The sequence below is a fragment of the Curtobacterium sp. MCBD17_021 genome, from assembly GCF_003234525.1.
In the GTDB taxonomy this organism is placed as follows: domain Bacteria; phylum Actinomycetota; class Actinomycetes; order Actinomycetales; family Microbacteriaceae; genus Curtobacterium.
In genome coordinates this window covers 19629-34975 of the sequence record NZ_QKTS01000013.1, presented here as the reverse complement: position 1 = coordinate 34975, position 15347 = coordinate 19629, and the positions used below count along the sequence as shown (strand labels likewise).

Sequence of the window (15347 nt, the reverse complement as noted above, 5' to 3'; positions counted from 1 at the left end):
GCGACAGCCCGACGCCGGCGACGGGTCGCCGTCAGCCGAAGTCGTAGTCGTCGTGGCGGGTGTCCGGGTCCTCGTGCACCGGACGGACGGGTCCCGCCGCCACGGCCAACCGCCGCACGTGCTCCACGAACGCGGTGTCGTCCACGTCGGCGTCCCGGCCGTCGTCGGCCGCCGCGCTCAGCGTGATCTGGCTCGCCGGCCCGATCAGCAGCGTCTCGACGGCGGGTCGGCCGTCCCCGTCGACGACCGGGACGTCGAGCGTGTCGGTCTTCCGGTTCGCACCGAGCACCGCGGCGTAGTGGATGACGGCGTCGGCAGCGCCGTCGCTCGTCCGGATCGCCCGGCCTGCGTACTGGATGTCCTTCATCCGGCCAGTCAACGTCGTGGCGGGTGCGACCGGGCTCAGGTCCTCCAGTGGACGCACCGCCCGGGCCCACCGCATCCGTCGGCCGGAACAGACGGAGGCGTCCGGGTGTTGCACCGGGTACTGTCGCAGCCAGCGTCACGAACCACGGAGGTACCGATGACCACCACCGAGACCGCGATCCTCGCCGGCGGATGCTTCTGGGGAGCGCAGCAGCTCCTCCGCCGCCGCCCCGGAGTCCTCAGCACCCGTGTCGGCTACTCCGGCGGCGACGTCCCGAACGCCACCTACCGCAACCACGGCACGCACGCCGAGGCCGTCGAGATCGTCTTCGACCCGTCGGTGATCTCGTACCGGGAGCTCCTCGAGTTCTTCTTCCAGATCCACGACCCGTCGACCAAGGACCGCCAGGGCAACGACGTCGGTGTCAGCTACCGGTCCGCGATCTTCTTCACCTCCGACGAGCAGCGTGACGTCGCACTCGACACCATCGCGGACGTCGACGCGTCCGGCATCTGGCCGGGCAAGGTCGTCACCGAGGTCACCGCGGCCGGCCCGTTCTGGGAGGCCGAGGAGGAGCACCAGGACTACCTCGAGAAGATCCCGAACGGGTACACCTGCCACTACGTGCGCCCCAACTGGGTGCTCCCGAAGCGCAGCGAGGCGGCCGCGACGGCCTGACCGCCCGGCGCGAGCACCTGTCAGCACGGGAGGCCCGGTACCGGTCGGTACCGGGCCTCCCGTCCGCGTCGTCCGACCCGATCAGCGGGGAGGCCACCCCGGCGGCGGACGTGACGTCGGCTGCGGCGGCACCGGACCGGGCACGCCGCTGTGCGAAGATCGCAGGGTGGATGCCCCTCGACGACCCGTGGCCGTCGTCATCGCCGCCATGAGCGAAGAGGTCGCCGCGTTCACGGACCTGTTCGGCGGCGAGCCCGTCCTGCACGGTCCGACCGGCGGCCACGACGAGCACCACCTCATCGACGTCGAGGGCAGCACGGTCGCCGTCCGCCGCAGCGGGATCGGGTTCACGAACGCGACCGCTGCCGTCGCCCACGCGTTCCACGACTTCGGATCCGGAGTACCGGTCATCAGTGTGGGGACCGCCGGCGGCCTCGCCCGGGACGTCCAGCTCGGGGACGTCCTCATCGGTGACTGGTACGTGAACCTCAACGCCGACGCCACGGCCTTCGGGTACGCACTCGGTCAGGTGCCCGGCATGCCCACCGGGTTCACGGCGGACGCCGACCTCGTCCGACGTGCGAGCGCCGTCAGGACTGATGACGTGGTCTGGCAGGCGCCGATCGGGTCGAGCGAGGTCTTCGTGACGGAGGGACGCGCTCGGGACCTCCGCCGGGCCTTCCCGACCGTGGCGGCGGTGGACATGGAGTCGGCGGCCATCGCCCAGTTCGCGCACGTGCACGCCATGCCGTTCGTGTCCGTCCGGGGCATCAGCGACCTGTGCGCCCCGGACGGCGACGAGTTCAAGGAGCACCTCGACGACGCGGCCGCGCGGGCGGCGCGGGTCGTGCACGGGGTCGTCGTGGGGCTGGCGCGGGGTGCGGTGCTGCCGAGGGGCTGAGCCCGTTGGCGATCGCGTTCTTCCTCACCGACCCGCCAGCGCCCAGGGCGCGCCCGCGATGGTCGACTTCAGCGCCGCATCCGCCGGCGCCGTGCTCAGCGCCGAGCGGCGGGAATCCACAGGCGCTGAGCAGTACCGCGACACCACTCATGAACTCGACGGCGCTTCTTCGGGGCCGTGACGGTGGCAGCTCGCTGCTCCGTCATCGGTTTGCGGGCGGGACGCCTGCGGAGCAGGATGTCCCCGACGGGTCGCGGGGGCGGCCGGAGGGGGGGACCATGGCCAGGGTGGAGTTCGACGACGGCGCGGCTGCACGTCTCTCGACGGCGCTGACCTTCGCGGCGGACGCGTTGCGAGCGCAGGCAGGAACTCGGCGCTCCGCGGTCCTCGCTCCACAACATCGCACTCACCACGACCGGCCAGGGTGGCTCCGTCACGCCGTACATCCCGAAGGGGCCGACACCATACGAGCAAGCCGTCCTTGACAGTCTGCATTCATCGGGGGCTCGATGAGAACACTCACCAGCCGAGCGGTTGCGACCATCGCACTGCTCGTCGCCGTCCCGTTCCTACTCACCAGCTGCCAGCGAGGGCCGACCGTGCAACCGAACGAAGCGAAGAAGGACATCGTCGACGTCGTCGACCGAACGACGGAAGCGCTCGGCGGCAAATGGACGGTCCGACGAGGACCGGCACTCGGCAAGTGCCCGGCGACCGCGGAGACGGACGGGGTCACCTGGACCTACATCCTCGACCGCGACGAGGTCGGCGACCAGACGGCGGACCGGGCGGCGGTCAAGGACCTCTGGGACTCCTCCGGGATCACAACCTCGGACTACGAGAGCGGCGGGGCGGATCCACTCCGGAGCGTCGTCGGTCACGGTGGACCGACCTGGTCGATCGAGTTCCTCACACGCTCCGACGGCTACACGGTCCATGGGGTGTCCCAGTGCGCTGACGGGGACTACAAGGAGATGCTGCGACGCGGCGAGGATTGACCTTCGGTTCGCTAGCCGAGCGGCAGCCGTTCGGTGACCCGGCGACGGCTCCGAGCCGGCCCAGGGTTTCGTGCTCGTATGCGAATGGGCATCGGGATGGGGGCAGGTACCAGACGGCGCAGCGATTCCTGCAGGGTGCCGGCTGGCGGCAGCGTTTGCGCGGACAGGACGAGCAGGATCACGCAGTCGGAAAGTTTCACGATCGACGCACGGAGCGTAGAACTCCCTAGGCCGACGGGAACGACGCTCACGTTTGAAGCATCGAAGCTTCTCGAGGTCGATCACGCAGAACCATTTGAAAAAGAGAAAACCCCCGCCGAAGCGGGGGTTTTCTGCGGCGGGTCATTTGCACGTCTCGGCCGTCCGCATCGGGGTGCCGTGTCGTGCAACCCGGTCCGGTCGACTCGCTGCCCGACCTCGGGTCGGCACGAGCGGACACCCGCACCGGTGTCCGAGGGTCAGGTGACGCCGCGGCGTGGTGACCAGCTGCTGCCGGTCGGGGAGGTCAGTCCGCGCGGGGGACACCGTCGCCCTGGGCGTCCGCCGCTCGATGTCCTCGTCGGAGCTCCCGGATGAGTCGACCGAGCCGGAGGAAGGCGGGGTCACGTGGGGCGGGCGGCTCCTCGACCACGAAGCCGTCGTCCGTCGGGGCGGCGAAGCGCGCGCAGACGCACATGTTGCAGATCCAGAGCCACTCGTGGACGGCCAGGCTCACTCCGAAGTACGGGTTGCGGGCCAGCTGGAGGGGTCGGGAGCACCGGGGGCAGGGCGGAGCCGACGGGACGGAGGGCGCCGACCGGTCCCCGCCCTCGGCTGCACGGGACGTGACGGATCGTGCCCGCGTCACCAGCCGCCTCCCGTCCGTGTCGTCGAGCCGGGTGCACCGGATCGACGGGAGCGGTACGTCGCAGGGTGCACGCGCGCACACGCACCAGCGCCGCGGACCGGTCCGACGTCGGCGATGCGGTCGCTGAGGTCGAGCAGGTCCGCCGCTGCGCGTTCGAGCCCGTCGAGGACCGTCTCGAGCGCGCACCGCCACGACGGGTCGGATGTCGTCTCGACCACCCCGAGCAGGTCGGTGTCGGCGGGCAGGGCCCGATCCCGGGCCAGGGCGAAGACCTCGAGGTCGCGGTCCAGCATCCGTCGCCGGAGTCGGTTCGAGTCGGCGACAGCACGCTGGAGCGCCTCCGGTCGCGCGGTTCCGTCGGAATCGGCAACGAGGCCGGTGAGCAGCGCGCGCTGGGTCACGAGCAAGGTGATGAGGGCATCGCGTTCCTCCAGGAGGAGCAACGCGAGCGTTGTCGGGGTACGCACGGTCGTCGATGAGCCGTGGTCACGGGGCTTCGTACCAGCAGCGCGGTTCACCTGCGGGGACGAGCGTTCGCTCCCGTCGTCCGTTCAGGCAGACGGGAGGCCCTTGACCGTTCGACGTGTCAGTGGCGGTCCGTCATGGCGGCGAGGGACGGGAGGGTCGACCGGCTTCGGTGGCGGACGGACATGGGGTTCCTTCTCGGTTCGGTAGCCCGGCTGACCGCATGGGTCCCGTGGCTTTGCGTCCCCGGCTCGCGCCGGGTTTGCCGTTGTCGTCGAGAGCGAACAGTGCGTTCACCCTGCGTTGTGGAGGCGACGATAGACACCAACGGACCGCGAGAGCAAATGCGCCCGTCACCGGACGAAACCCCTCGCCGCGGGGTCGTCCGGTGTCACACTCGTGCGATGGAGAGTGTGGATCGTCGAGCCCCCGTAAACGACGGGGTCCTCGCACGTGCCCTCGCGGCCTTCCCCGAGGCGTCGCTCGTCACGGATGCCGACCAGGCCATCGTCTTCGCCAACCAGGCCTTCCTGACGATGACCGGGTACGAACTCGACGAACTGCTCGGCCGGAACTGCCGCCTCCTGCAGGGTCCGGACACCGATCAGGACGTCGTCGATGCCGTTCGCGAGGCGCTGGCGGCGGGGCGGCCGTGGCAGGGGCACCTGCTCAACCACCGGAAGGACGGCACGCCGTTCTGGAACGCGCTCGCCGTCACACCGCTCCACGACGAGCTCGGGCGGATCTCGCACTTCTGCAGCGAACAACGCGACGTGACGGAGGACGTCGAGACGCAACGCAGGACGAAGGACCTCCTCGGGCAGGTGACGGAGCAGCGGGAAACGGCGCGGATGTTGCTCGGACTCTCGGAGGCGGTGGGCCGGCGATCCGGGACGGAAGAGATCGCACACACCATCGCGGCAGCCATCCCTCGGATCTGCGAGGCGGACCGGTCGGCGATCGCGCTCTGGTACCTCGAGGAACGGCGATTGACCATCGTCGGGCACAGCGGATGGCCCACGTCCCTGGCGGGGCAGGTGTCCGAGTTCGAGACGTCACCCGAGGACGCCCCCGAACTCGCCGAGATCCTCGAATCCGGCGTTCCCGTGCTCGTCGACCACCGTTCCTCCGAGTGGGCGCGGCGGATGCTCGATGCCTTCGCGATCCGCGCGCTCATCGCGACGCCCTTCTACCTCGGCCAGAGCTTCGCCGGACTCGTCCTCGCGCACTGGGTGGGTCCGCAGGCACCGGACTCCGTCGACACCGTCCTCGAGGAGCGGATGTCCGGCCTCGCCGGGCTGACCGCTGTCGCGTTCGACAACGCTCGACTCCTCGAGGAAGCTCGCTGGCGGGCCTCCCACGATCCCCTCACGGAACTGCCCAACCGAGAGCGGCTCGAGACCGTCCTCGAGGAGGCGCTCCGTGCGACGCGTGACCACGGCCAGGGAGTCGGTGTGCTCTACTGCGACGTCGACCGGTTCAAGCGCACGAACGACGACCTCGGCCATCGGAACGGCGATGCCGTGCTCGTCGAGGTCGGCCGACGGCTGTCCCGGGCCGTCCGCGACACCGACACGGTCGCCAGGGCAGGTGGAGACGAGTTCGTCGTCGTGCTCCCCGCGATCCACGGCCGCGACGAGGCCGAGGCGGTCGCCGCTCGCATCCGCGGAGCGATGACGGACCCGGCCGTCGTCGGAGACCAGCTCGTCCCGGTCCGCCTCTCGGTCGGGGTGGCCGTCTCCGACGGCAGCGCCGACGACGTCCACGAGGAAGCCGACCGGCTGCTCCGGGCCGCCGACCTGGCGATGTACCGCGAGAAGTCCGCTGCACCCGGCCTCGACACGCCCCCGCTCGCCGACGACCTCCGTGAAGCACTGGCCGCTGGGACGATCGACGTCGCGTACCAGCCGCAGGTCGACCTCGCCACCGGCAGCGTGGTGTCCGTCGAGGCCCTCGCTCGCTGGCAGCACCCGAGTCGCGGTCCGCTGCCCCCGGCCGTGTTCATCCCCGTCGCAGAGGCTGCAGGTCTGGTGCACGCCCTCGGGATGCAGGTGCTCGACCGCGCGTGTTCGGTGCTGGCCGAGCTCCGCGCCAGCCGATCCGACTTCGAGCTCGCGGTCAACGTCGCACCCTCGCAGCTGCACGAACCCACGTTCGTGCCCGATGTCGCGTCCACCGTCGCACGGCACGGCGTCCCACCCGGGGCGATCACCCTGGAGATCACCGAGTCGACTCCGCTCGGGAACCTCTCGAACGTGTCGGCAACGCTCCTCGAGCTGCGTCAGCGTGGCTTCCGGATCGCGATGGACGACTTCGGGACGGGATTCGCCTCACTCACGCAACTGCACGACCTCCCCATCACGGATCTCAAGATCGACCGGACGTTCGTGCAGGACGGTCCGCGTGGCGAGGTCCTCGTGGGAGCCATCAGTGACATGGCTCGAGCACTCGGCGCACGAGTGGTCGCAGAGGGCATCGAGAGCGAACAGGACCTCCGGATGGTCCGTGCCCGCGGTTGCGACCGTGCGCAGGGGTACTTCCTCGGTCGCGCGACCTCGGCGGACGCACTCCACGAGGGCATCTGATCCCGGCAGCGACCCTCCGGGTGCCGGGGCCGCTCCGGCTGCGGTGCGGCTCGGAGGGGGCTGCTGCAGGTTCGGTTGACTTCTGACAGGTAGGAGCGTTGGCTCCTACTGGAAGGATGTGCGCCATGGTGAAGGCGTATCCGGAAGAGTTCCGCCGTGACGTGATCGCGGTGGCCCGGAAGGGTGAGTCGTCGGTGCGGCAAGTCGCGAGGGACTTCGGTGTCTCCGAGTCCTGCCTGGCCCGCTGGTTGCGGCTCGCGGACCGTGACGACGGCATCAGTGTTGCAGCGGCGCCGTCGGCGAAAGCGGTCGAGCAGGCGGAGCTGCGGGACGCGCAGAAACGGATTCGGCTCCTCGAGCAGGAGAACGAGATCCTCCGTCGGGCGACCGCCTATCTGTCGCAGGCGCATCTCCCAAAATGATGTACCCGCTGGTCCTCGAACTCGCCGCAGACCGGATCCCGGTCGCGGTGGCCTGCCGGGTGCTGGGCTTCTCGAAGCAGGCGTTCTATCGGTGGCGTGCCAGTCCGGTAACCGATCGCGACTGGGCGGACGCGCACCTGACCAACGCAGCGATCGACGCGCACCGCGACGACCCGACGTTCGGGTATCGGTTCATCGCCGACGACCTCCACGCGGCCGGCCTCCGGGTTTCGGAACGGCGGGTGTGGCGGCTGTGCTCACAGCAGCGGCTCTGGTCGTTGCATGCGAAGAAGCGCGGCCTGAATCGCAAGGCCGGGCCACCGGTGCAGGACGACCGGGTCCGACGAGCATTCACGGCGCCAGACCTGGACCGGCTGTGGCTGACAGACATCACCGAACACCCGACCGGCGAGGGCAAGCTCTACCTCTGCGCGGTCAAGGACGCCTGCTCGCGGCGCATCGTCGGCTACTCGATCAGTGACCGGATGCGGTCCTCGCTCGCCGTCGCGGCCCTGCATATGGCGGTGGACCGCCAAAACCCGGCCGGGACTGTTGTGCACTCGGACCGGGGCAGCCAGTTCCGGTCGAAGAAGTTCGTCCGCGCGCTCAGCGACGCCGGGCTCCTCGGGTCGATGGGCCGCGTCGGCGCGTGCGCGGACAACGCGGCGATGGAATCGTTCTTCGCGCTCCTGCAGAAGAACGTCCTGAACCGGAAACGTTGGGCAACCCGGGAAGAAATCCGACTCGCGATCATCACCTGGATCGAGGCGACCTATCACCGGAAACGACGGCAACGCGGTCTGGGGAAGTTGACCCCGGTCGAGTACGAGACGATCATCAACCCACAGGTCGCACTCGCGGCCTAAACGAACGAGTCAACCGAACCTGCAGCAGTCCCATGACTTCGGGCACGTCGGCAACGACGTCGTGGAAGGGCTAGCCACCGCTGACTCGCCGTTCATGCTCGCCATCGACGCCCCGATGGTCGTCGTCGGTGCCGGTCAAGGCCTCGCGTTCGCCCCTCCTCTCCAGCTTCGGCATCGCTGGCGCAAACAGCGCCTACGCCGGAGCCGCCTCAGGCCTGGTAAACACTGCCCACCAGCTCCGCAGTTCCCTCGGCCTCGCAGTCCTCGTCGCCGTCTCCACCGCACTGACCAGCGGCACCGGCGTTGCGGGAGCCGTCGGACGCACCCACAGCGCACTCACCCTCGCAAGCCTCTTCATCGCCGCGGCGTTCATCCTCTGCGCCTCCGTCATCGCGCCCACCGTCGGACGGCAGCGCCGCACCGTCCGCTAGGAAGCATCCGGCTGCCGGTCGGCCCTTCGGACGGTCCGCTGGTCGCTGGGGGTCGTCTCCGCCGTCCTCTTCGGCGTCCTCTAAGCGACCGACTGTCGATCAGCGACACAAGCTACCGCTAGCGGTGACTCACCCTAAATGCGGGGAGCTGAAGAGCAGCTCTCGATAGAAGGCGCCTCACGCGCTTCCGAAGCGCATCCAGTCATACGCCACGACCGCTTTCGCGTACTGCGTGGACCACCACGGTTCAGAGCGTTTTTCACGATACTTCACCAGAAACTCCCGCAAACCAGCAACGTCGTTCGTCAGTGTGGGCAACTGCATCGCACTGTTCAAAACACGATCCCAGCCCATCTTTGCCTCGAGGTCAGGCACCGACAACAGAACGCCCGGCTCCTCGAGCTTCGCGAACAGCTCCGCATATCTCTCTGCCCGCCTCTTGGCGGCCGTCTCTAGTGCAGAGCCTCCTTGCCATGAGCCAGCCGTCCATAGACCAGCCTCGACGAGATACTTAAAGACAGGCACGTACGTCGTGATTGGCAGCTTGGGATACACCTTGGAGATGACCAGATCCGCAGGCAAATCTCGAGCAGGGCTCTGTAGAACGTCGTCGAAAAGGTCCTGACGGGTGAGTCCGACGATGCCAACTGCCGTCATCTTCGCTCCGACGCCAAAAACGACGTCCAACCCGCTGGCGCTAGAGTCGTCTATGTCGGAGACGGCAACAAGTCGCCCGTCTGGATCATTGCTCTGCACAAGCTCGAACACTTGCTCCTTGAGCAGCCGAAGGATGCGCGCTGGCATAGCTCGCTCGCGATGCCCGAGGGCGCTGAACACTTCCAGGAAGTCTGGCACCGTTGCGCGGATGATCGGGAGAGACACCCCGTTCACATTCATCACGGTGGAGCTCACGTCTGCCGGCTGGTCGGGCACCCACTCGACGAAAATGAGTCGATCCTGCAACTTCGAGACGTTCTCCGGGCGAAGACCAGTGATCAGTGAATCCAACAACGACTGAATGTTCGAATCACCTAGACTGTACCCAAGGAATATAACGGGATGCTCGACGAATATAGTTGCTAGCTTCGCAGCTAAATACGCGTTCCGCGCGTTGTAATCCTCGTAATCCTCCGCAGTAAGCACCAATGAATCGGGGTGCTTTTCGCCTCCATGAATGTAGTAGATCTCCGCAATACCTTGCGTGTCAGAGAACACAAGTTCATCTTGACCGATGTATGGCCGGAAGTCTGGAAATACTCGCTCGAGTAGGGAGTCGAAGTTCGTCGTGATCACACCGTCGACAACGGAGTCTTTGAATAGCTCGAACTCGTGAAGAAGGTCTACGGGCGGCGCGAAGTCTTCGAGCGCCGACCTCACGTATCTGGCTACTTCAAACTTGAGTGGCGAAGCACGGGTCGTTACCGAATCTCGCCACTCATCGACGGACGATGCGAACGCGGCGTCAGACCACCAGGAGTCATAGAAGGCGTCCGCTATGAGCGTCGCTGCCGTCGGGAAATCTCCGCCCGCGGCACCAAGGTAGTAGGCGAAGGGATGACCAGTGAGCTCGGAGAAGTGCGTCAATAGCCCTTTCCAGTCCCCAAGGCCCGCATACCGCCTAGAAAGGCCTGCGCCGACGAAGAGGTAGGGACCGGCAAGACCGTGAAGGTGCTCGCTCAAGAAGTCGTCAACCTTGCCCATGTGCAGACCCTAAGGCAACACCACTCGGCACCTCCGGTAGGGCGCGCGGGCGCAAATCGCGCACAGTTGTCCGAACCCCATGAAGAGACGCGTGTCCAGCCTGGGAGCGGGTGGCGGTGAGCGGCCCGTCCATCGGAACCTGATGAGTCGCGGTGCTCTGCATGCCCCGTCAGCGTAGAGGGGACCAAGGATGCCTCGGAGAAGCATCGGCTACTGAAACAGCTAGCGGAGTCGAAGGTGGCCGGATGAGCCGGGGGAGCTGCACGCGACCCCGGCCCATCCGGTGCGATCCCGCCGGCGAGTCTTTCGCTTTCGCCGACTGTGGAGTGATTCGGCTATTGCATCAGCTCGTGGGCGGTGCTTACTGAGCGGTGAGCTGGCTCATGAAAGCGGTGAAGTCGCCGATGGCGTTGTGCTCGACGATCTGGCCGTCGCGAATGACGTCGACGGCGACGGCTTCGAGGCGGGTCGCATTGCCGTTGGCGGGGATGCCGAACAGGTCACCGTTGCTGAAGGTGCCCTCGAGGACCCAGTGGGTGTAGACGGTGTCGCCGTCGGCAGCCTGGCCGAGGATCGTCATGGTCTGGTCGGGGACCGCGGTCTTCGCGGCGAGGTCGGAACCCATCCACATGTCACGGTTCATCGCGCCGCCGTTGGTGTGGTTGAGGAGATCCTGGGCGATGTAGGTGTCGAACGCGCCCTGCAGGTCGCCGCCGTTGTAGGCGTCGTAGAAGGTGCGGGCGATGGTCTTGTTGTCGTCGGTGGTGCTCATGGACTTGTCCTTCGGCTGAAAGTGGCCGCTCACGGAACGTGAGTGGGGTTGTGTGCCCGGGTTGGGGCGGTGGTTAGTTGGCGGAGAGCAGCAGCGTGTTCAGGCTGGGGTCTCGGACGAGGAAGCCGGCGTCGGATTCCTCGATGGGTCCGTCGACGGTGCCGAGGACATGGTCGAGGCGCTCGTGGGTGTCGAGGCGGAGGGTGAAGGCGCGCATGCGGGCGGTCCCTGCGGGGGATTGTGGTGCGCCGATGCCTTGCCAGGTGTTCACCGCGATGCGGTGGTTGAACGCGCCGCCTCCACCGAGGTCGCCCATGTGGAAGCGGGGTGCCCAGACAGCCTGGTTGAACCCGAACGTGCGGTAGAAGCCGTAGGCGGCTTCGAGGTCCCCGACGTACAGGTGGACGTGGCCGATCTTCGTGCCCTCCGGCACGGGGAGGGTGGTGTCGTCATCGGGCAGTGCGTTCAGGACGGTGCGAACGTCGAGCGGCTCGCGACCGTTGGAACGGCTGCCGTCCTGGCGGAGCACGTACGGGCCGTTGTCGTCGAAGTGGAACCCGCGGAGACGTTCCGGCGTCTCGAGGGTGATCTCGACCGTGATGCCATCCGGGTCGAGGAGGTAGATCGCCTTCGACATGATGTGGTCGGTCGGGGAGATCTGCCAGCCGACCCGGATGAGGCGGAGCAGGATCCGTGCAAAGTCGGCTTCTGTCGGCGGGTGCACGGCGAGGTGGTACAGCCCACTGTGGCCCTGCAGGAACCCGGTCCGAGCGCCCGGGTGCAGGGTGACGAGCGTCCGCGCCTTCGTACCGAGCTCGACCTCGTCTTGGGACTCGGACCGCAGGACGAGACCGATGACATTGGTCCAGAACGCGGTGGAACGACCGAGGTCGGTGACCTCGAGGTGCACGGCGCCGAACTCCGCGACCTCACGGTCCGGCGTGCCAGGCGCGGCCGCGTTCGGGGCGGGGTGCGGGTCCGAAGAAGTGTCGAGGGGGTTCATTGCTGCTCCTGCAGAGTTCGACGTCGTTGGGTCCCGGGCCGCGCGAGCTGCTGCCGCCGGAACCGGATACTTGAACGATCAAGTAATGCCTATCACTGTACGCCGTTTGGTTGAACTGTCAACAACTCCCTGCACATCGTTCTTGAAGGCTCGACGCGGCAGGAGCGGGCCTGGATGCAGAACGCCCGCCAGCTGGGCGACGAAGGTGTCGTCAGCTGGCGGGCGGGAGGAGGACTCAGCGTGCGATCGGGAGGAACACGCGGTAGATCGGCACCGCAATCGCAGTGGTCACGAGGTGCATGATGCCGAGCGCCACTCCCGCGGTCATCGCAGCGGAGCCACCACTGACGGCGAGGAGCACGTCGGGGATGAGGGACAGCACCAGTACGACAGGGACGAGGATCGCGAGCACGCGGCCAGCCGAACGCGCGCGGCTGATAAGCGCCCACCCAATCGCGCCGATCAGGACCCCGACGACCGTGAAGGTGATGTAGGCCGGCGGCGTCAGGCCTTGCACTGCGGGGTCAGCGCCGGCCGCGAGGGCACTGACGGCGATGATCGCGTTGGCGATGCTGCCGATGACGGCTGCGAGGACAGTCGCGACGAGGACCCCGCGGAGGCGGCTCGGGCGGCGGGTTGTCGTGTCGATCGTGCTCATGGGACTTCCGTTCTGGGAGGGGCGGCCGCATCGGATGAGCGGGCACGGCGGAGCAACGGACTGACGGGTGCCAGTCCGAGCGGAGGGGGGTCTGTGGAGATTCGTCGGTCAGTCGTGAGCCACCGGCGCAGCGGCGGCGCGCGCCGCCGGACCGCAGTCGGCGTCCGGCGTCAGGAGGTTCGCGGCGATCGGCCGCAGGATCTCAGCGAGATCGCCGACCCGCTCGGGCGGGATCGCGTCGAAGAACGCGCGTCGGGCCTCCTCGACGTGATGCGGTGCCGCTCGCTCGATGAGTGCTCGTCCGTCCGATGTCAGAGTGGCCACGAGCGAGCGCTTGTCCGTCTCGGACGGCACGCGACGCACCCACCCACGCTTCTCGAGCTTCGTCACCGCGTGCGACAGGCGGGAGAGTGAGCCGTTGGTGAGGAAGGCCAGGCTGCTCATCGGAGCGCTGTCGTCGGGTGACTCGCTGAGCATCGCGAGGACGTTGTACTCGAAGCGGGTCATCGCGAAGTCACGCTTGAGCTGCGCGTCGAGCGCCGAGGGCAGCAGCTCGATGATCGCGAGGAGATCCATCCAGGCTGCCGCCTCGGTCTTGTTGAGCCAGCGCGGTTCGTCCATGCGCACATCGTCGCAGAAAAAACTTGACCGTTCAACAAATCGATGTGTACTGTCGGCCTCGTTACTTCAACGTTCAAGCACAAGGAAGATCATGCTCATCGCACTCTGGATCATCAACGGCCTCCTGGCGCTCGCGTTCCTCGGAGCCGGCCTGATGAAGCTGGCCCGTCCCGCGGAGGCCCTCGCTAGCAGCGGCATGGGCTGGGCGGCCGACTTCGCCAGCAGCCACGTCAAGCTCATCGGCCTCGCTGAGGTCCTCGGTGCCATCGGCCTGATCCTGCCGCTGCTGCTCGACATCGCTCCGGTCCTCACCCCGATCGCCGCGATCCTCCTCGCTGTCCTCATGCTCGGCGCCGTCGTCGTCCACCTGCGCCGCAAGGAGTCCCTGGCGGCCCCGATCGTCCTGGCGATCCTCTCGATCGTCAGCGCGATCCTCGGCTTCGCCGCCCTCTGACCACACCCTCTCCAACCGCACCACCTCTGATACAGGAGCACACATCATGACCAGCATCAGCATCCTCGGCACCGGCAACATGGGCACCGCGATCGCCTCCGTCTTCTCCGACGGCGGCGCCACCGTCGAGTCGATCAAGCACTCCGACGAGCCCACCTCCTTCGCCGGCGACATCGTCGTCCTCGCCGTCCCGTACGCCGCCCTCCCCGAGATCGCCGACAAGTACAAGAGCGCCCTCGCCGGCAAGACCGTCGTCGACATCACCAACACCGTCGACTTCGCCACCTTCCAGCCGGTCGCCTTCGACGCCGGCAGCGGCGCCGCGGACCTCGCCGCCCGCCTGCCCGAGTCGCACGTCGTCAAGGCGTTCAACACCAACTTCGCCGGCGCGCTGGCCACGAAGAGCGTCGGCGGCAAGAAGACCGCCGTGCTCATCGCCGGCGACGACGCCGACGCGAAGGCCGCTCTCCGCGACGTGATCACCGCCGGTGGCCTCGACGCCTTCGACGCCGGCCCCCTCGCCCGCGCCCACGAGCTCGAGGGCATCGGCTACCTCCAGATGGGTCTCGCCGTCTCCGAGCAGATCAGCTGGACCGACGGCCTCGGGGTCATCAAGTGACGATCGCCGTCACCGGTGCGACCGGCAACCTCGGTCGCCTGATCGTCGACCACCTCCTCGCTCGTGGCATCGCAGCCGACGAAGTCGTCGCCATCGGCCGGAACGCCGAGCGCCTCTCCGCGCTGTTCGCTGACTCCGGTGTCCGCACCGCCGTTGCCGACTACGCCGATCCGGCGGCCCTCGCGTCCGCGTTCGACGGCGTCGAGACCCTGGTGCTCGTTTCCGGCAGCGAGGTCGGCCAGCGGATCCCGCAGCACACCAACGCCATCCGCGCCGCGGAGCAGGTCGGCGTACAGCACATCGTCTACACCAGCGCTCCCCACGCCGACACGTCGACGCTGTTCGTCGCTCCCGAGCACAAGGCCACCGAGGACCTCCTCGCGGCCTCGCCCCTCACTGCGACCGTGCTCCGGAACAACTGGTACAACGAGAACTACGAGCAAGCCTTCGCCCAGATCGCCGCGACCGGCCAGTGGCTCGCCAGCAGCGGTACCGGACGGATCGCTTCGGCGGCTCGCTCCGACTACGCCGAAGCGGCCGCCGTCGTCGCTGCGACGGGTGCCCACCGTGGCGAAACGCTCGAGCTCGCCGGTGACACCACCTGGGACGGCGCGGAGTTCGCCGCGACCGCAGGCCGCGTCCTCGGACGTGACGTCGCGTACGCCGACGTCTCGTCGCAGGAGCACCAGCAGGCTCTGGTGTCCGCCGGTCTCGACGAGGGCACCATCGGGTTCCTCGTCGGCCTCGACGCAGCTGTCGCCGACGGCGCCCTCGACGGCCCCTCGCCGGTCCTCTCCACGCTGATCGGTCACCCGACCGTGACACTCGAGGAGACCTTCCGCAGGCTCCACACGGCCTGACCCATCCGCGGAACGACAACGCTCCGTGGTGCCGGACGACAGACGGCACCACGAAGCGTTGTCGTGTTCGTGGCACCCGTCGCACGATCGGAGAACCCC

The 15347-nt window shown here is 67.8% G+C and carries 17 protein-coding genes and 1 riboswitch; of the genes, 9 read left to right on the top strand and 8 right to left on the bottom strand.

The window, feature by feature from the left end; translation table 11 throughout:
- Positions 1-31: 31 nt before the first annotated feature.
- Positions 32-367 (bottom strand): hypothetical protein, encoded by a 336-nt coding sequence (locus DEI83_RS12085; RefSeq protein WP_111082205.1) that lies wholly within the window; start codon positions 365-367, stop codon positions 32-34.
- Between the two features lie 156 nt (positions 368-523).
- On the opposite strand from DEI83_RS12085, the gene msrA reads away from it, so the two are divergent.
- The 3 genes from msrA to DEI83_RS12070 all read left to right on the top strand — a co-directional run bounded on the left by msrA (position 524) and on the right by DEI83_RS12070 (position 2944).
- Entirely contained in the window at positions 524-1045 is a 522-nt protein-coding gene (gene msrA / locus DEI83_RS12080) for a peptide-methionine (S)-S-oxide reductase MsrA (protein WP_111082204.1), read from the top strand.
- Positions 1046-1211: 166 nt separating this feature from the next.
- Positions 1212-1946 (top strand): 5'-methylthioadenosine/S-adenosylhomocysteine nucleosidase, encoded by a 735-nt coding sequence (gene mtnN, locus DEI83_RS12075; RefSeq protein WP_146243334.1) that lies wholly within the window; start codon positions 1212-1214, stop codon positions 1944-1946.
- Between the two features lie 599 nt (positions 1947-2545).
- Complete coding sequence (locus tag DEI83_RS12070; protein ID WP_111082202.1) at positions 2546-2944, top strand: hypothetical protein; 399 nt, start codon at positions 2546-2548, stop codon at positions 2942-2944.
- A 505-nt stretch (positions 2945-3449) separates the two neighbouring features.
- Here DEI83_RS12070 and DEI83_RS12065 read toward each other — a convergent pair.
- Positions 3450-3659, bottom strand: a complete 210-nt coding sequence (locus DEI83_RS12065) for a hypothetical protein (protein ID WP_111082201.1) — start codon at positions 3657-3659, stop codon at positions 3450-3452.
- A gap of 128 nt (positions 3660-3787) precedes the next feature.
- Positions 3788-4258: a hypothetical protein gene (locus DEI83_RS12060; protein ID WP_146243333.1), complete on the bottom strand. Its 471-nt coding sequence runs from the start codon at positions 4256-4258 to the stop codon at positions 3788-3790.
- Between the two features lie 200 nt (positions 4259-4458).
- A riboswitch (cyclic di-GMP riboswitch) is annotated at positions 4459-4533 on the bottom strand.
- A gap of 127 nt (positions 4534-4660) precedes the next feature.
- Here DEI83_RS12060 and DEI83_RS12055 point away from each other — a divergent pair.
- From DEI83_RS12055 to DEI83_RS15990, 3 genes are all read left to right on the top strand, one after another.
- Positions 4661-6841, top strand: a complete 2181-nt coding sequence (locus DEI83_RS12055) for a bifunctional diguanylate cyclase/phosphodiesterase (RefSeq protein WP_181431205.1) — start codon at positions 4661-4663, stop codon at positions 6839-6841.
- 125 nt (positions 6842-6966) lie between these two features.
- Positions 6967-8129 (top strand): IS3 family transposase gene (locus tag DEI83_RS12050; protein WP_111082198.1). Its coding sequence is split into 2 segments (ribosomal slippage): positions 6967-7246 and positions 7246-8129, totalling 1164 coding nucleotides; the frame shifts between segments, so codons are not numbered across the junction.
- A gap of 128 nt (positions 8130-8257) precedes the next feature.
- Positions 8258-8560, top strand: coding sequence for a hypothetical protein (locus DEI83_RS15990; protein WP_181431204.1), 303 nt, complete (start codon positions 8258-8260; stop codon positions 8558-8560).
- Between the two features lie 177 nt (positions 8561-8737).
- On the opposite strand, the gene DEI83_RS12040 is transcribed toward DEI83_RS15990, so the two are convergent.
- The 5 genes from DEI83_RS12040 to DEI83_RS12020 all read right to left on the bottom strand — a co-directional run bounded on the left by DEI83_RS12040 (position 8738) and on the right by DEI83_RS12020 (position 13315).
- Positions 8738-10261, bottom strand: a complete 1524-nt coding sequence (locus tag DEI83_RS12040; RefSeq protein WP_111082197.1) for an SIR2 family protein — start codon at positions 10259-10261, stop codon at positions 8738-8740.
- Positions 10262-10622: 361 nt separating this feature from the next.
- Positions 10623-11033, bottom strand: a complete 411-nt coding sequence (locus DEI83_RS12035; protein WP_111010764.1) for an ester cyclase — start codon at positions 11031-11033, stop codon at positions 10623-10625.
- 73 nt (positions 11034-11106) lie between these two features.
- Positions 11107-12036, bottom strand: coding sequence for a VOC family protein (locus tag DEI83_RS12030; RefSeq protein WP_111082196.1), 930 nt, complete (start codon positions 12034-12036; stop codon positions 11107-11109).
- A 235-nt stretch (positions 12037-12271) separates the two neighbouring features.
- Positions 12272-12694, bottom strand: coding sequence for a DUF6069 family protein (locus DEI83_RS12025; protein ID WP_111010762.1), 423 nt, complete (start codon positions 12692-12694; stop codon positions 12272-12274).
- A gap of 108 nt (positions 12695-12802) precedes the next feature.
- A complete protein-coding gene (locus tag DEI83_RS12020; RefSeq protein WP_111082195.1) occupies positions 12803-13315 on the bottom strand; it encodes a MarR family winged helix-turn-helix transcriptional regulator in 513 nt (170 codons plus the stop codon).
- 91 nt (positions 13316-13406) lie between these two features.
- Between DEI83_RS12020 and DEI83_RS12015 the strand changes: the two genes are divergently transcribed.
- The 3 genes from DEI83_RS12015 to DEI83_RS12005 are packed head-to-tail and all read left to right on the top strand — an operon-like array spanning position 13407 to position 15248.
- Positions 13407-13769, top strand: a complete 363-nt coding sequence (locus DEI83_RS12015) for a DoxX family protein (protein WP_111082194.1) — start codon at positions 13407-13409, stop codon at positions 13767-13769.
- A 46-nt stretch (positions 13770-13815) separates the two neighbouring features.
- Positions 13816-14388 (top strand): NADPH-dependent F420 reductase, encoded by a 573-nt coding sequence (locus tag DEI83_RS12010; protein WP_111082193.1) that lies wholly within the window; start codon positions 13816-13818, stop codon positions 14386-14388.
- A complete protein-coding gene (locus tag DEI83_RS12005; protein WP_111082192.1) occupies positions 14385-15248 on the top strand; it encodes an SDR family oxidoreductase in 864 nt (287 codons plus the stop codon). The genes DEI83_RS12010 and DEI83_RS12005 overlap by 4 nt, the downstream gene beginning before the upstream one ends.
- Positions 15249-15347 lie beyond the last annotated feature (99 nt).

Excerpts from the sequence above, each read along its gene's own strand:
- DEI83_RS12015 (WP_111082194.1), top strand. The coding sequence starts at position 13,407 with ATGCTCATCGCACTCTGGATCATCAACGGCCTCCTGGCGCTCGCGTTC.
- DEI83_RS12025 (WP_111010762.1), bottom strand. The coding sequence starts at position 12,694 with ATGAGCACGATCGACACGACAACCCGCCGCCCGAGCCGCCTCCGCGGG.
- DEI83_RS12010 (WP_111082193.1), top strand. The coding sequence starts at position 13,816 with ATGACCAGCATCAGCATCCTCGGCACCGGCAACATGGGCACCGCGATC.
- DEI83_RS12035 (WP_111010764.1), bottom strand. The coding sequence starts at position 11,033 with ATGAGCACCACCGACGACAACAAGACCATCGCCCGCACCTTCTACGAC.
- DEI83_RS12030 (WP_111082196.1), bottom strand. The coding sequence starts at position 12,036 with ATGAACCCCCTCGACACTTCTTCGGACCCGCACCCCGCCCCGAACGCG.
- DEI83_RS12055 (WP_181431205.1), top strand. The coding sequence starts at position 4,661 with ATGGAGAGTGTGGATCGTCGAGCCCCCGTAAACGACGGGGTCCTCGCA.
- DEI83_RS12020 (WP_111082195.1), bottom strand. The coding sequence starts at position 13,315 with ATGGACGAACCGCGCTGGCTCAACAAGACCGAGGCGGCAGCCTGGATG.
- msrA (WP_111082204.1), top strand. The coding sequence starts at position 524 with ATGACCACCACCGAGACCGCGATCCTCGCCGGCGGATGCTTCTGGGGA.
- DEI83_RS12085 (WP_111082205.1), bottom strand. The coding sequence starts at position 367 with ATGAAGGACATCCAGTACGCAGGCCGGGCGATCCGGACGAGCGACGGC.
- DEI83_RS12040 (WP_111082197.1), bottom strand. The coding sequence starts at position 10,261 with ATGGGCAAGGTTGACGACTTCTTGAGCGAGCACCTTCACGGTCTTGCC.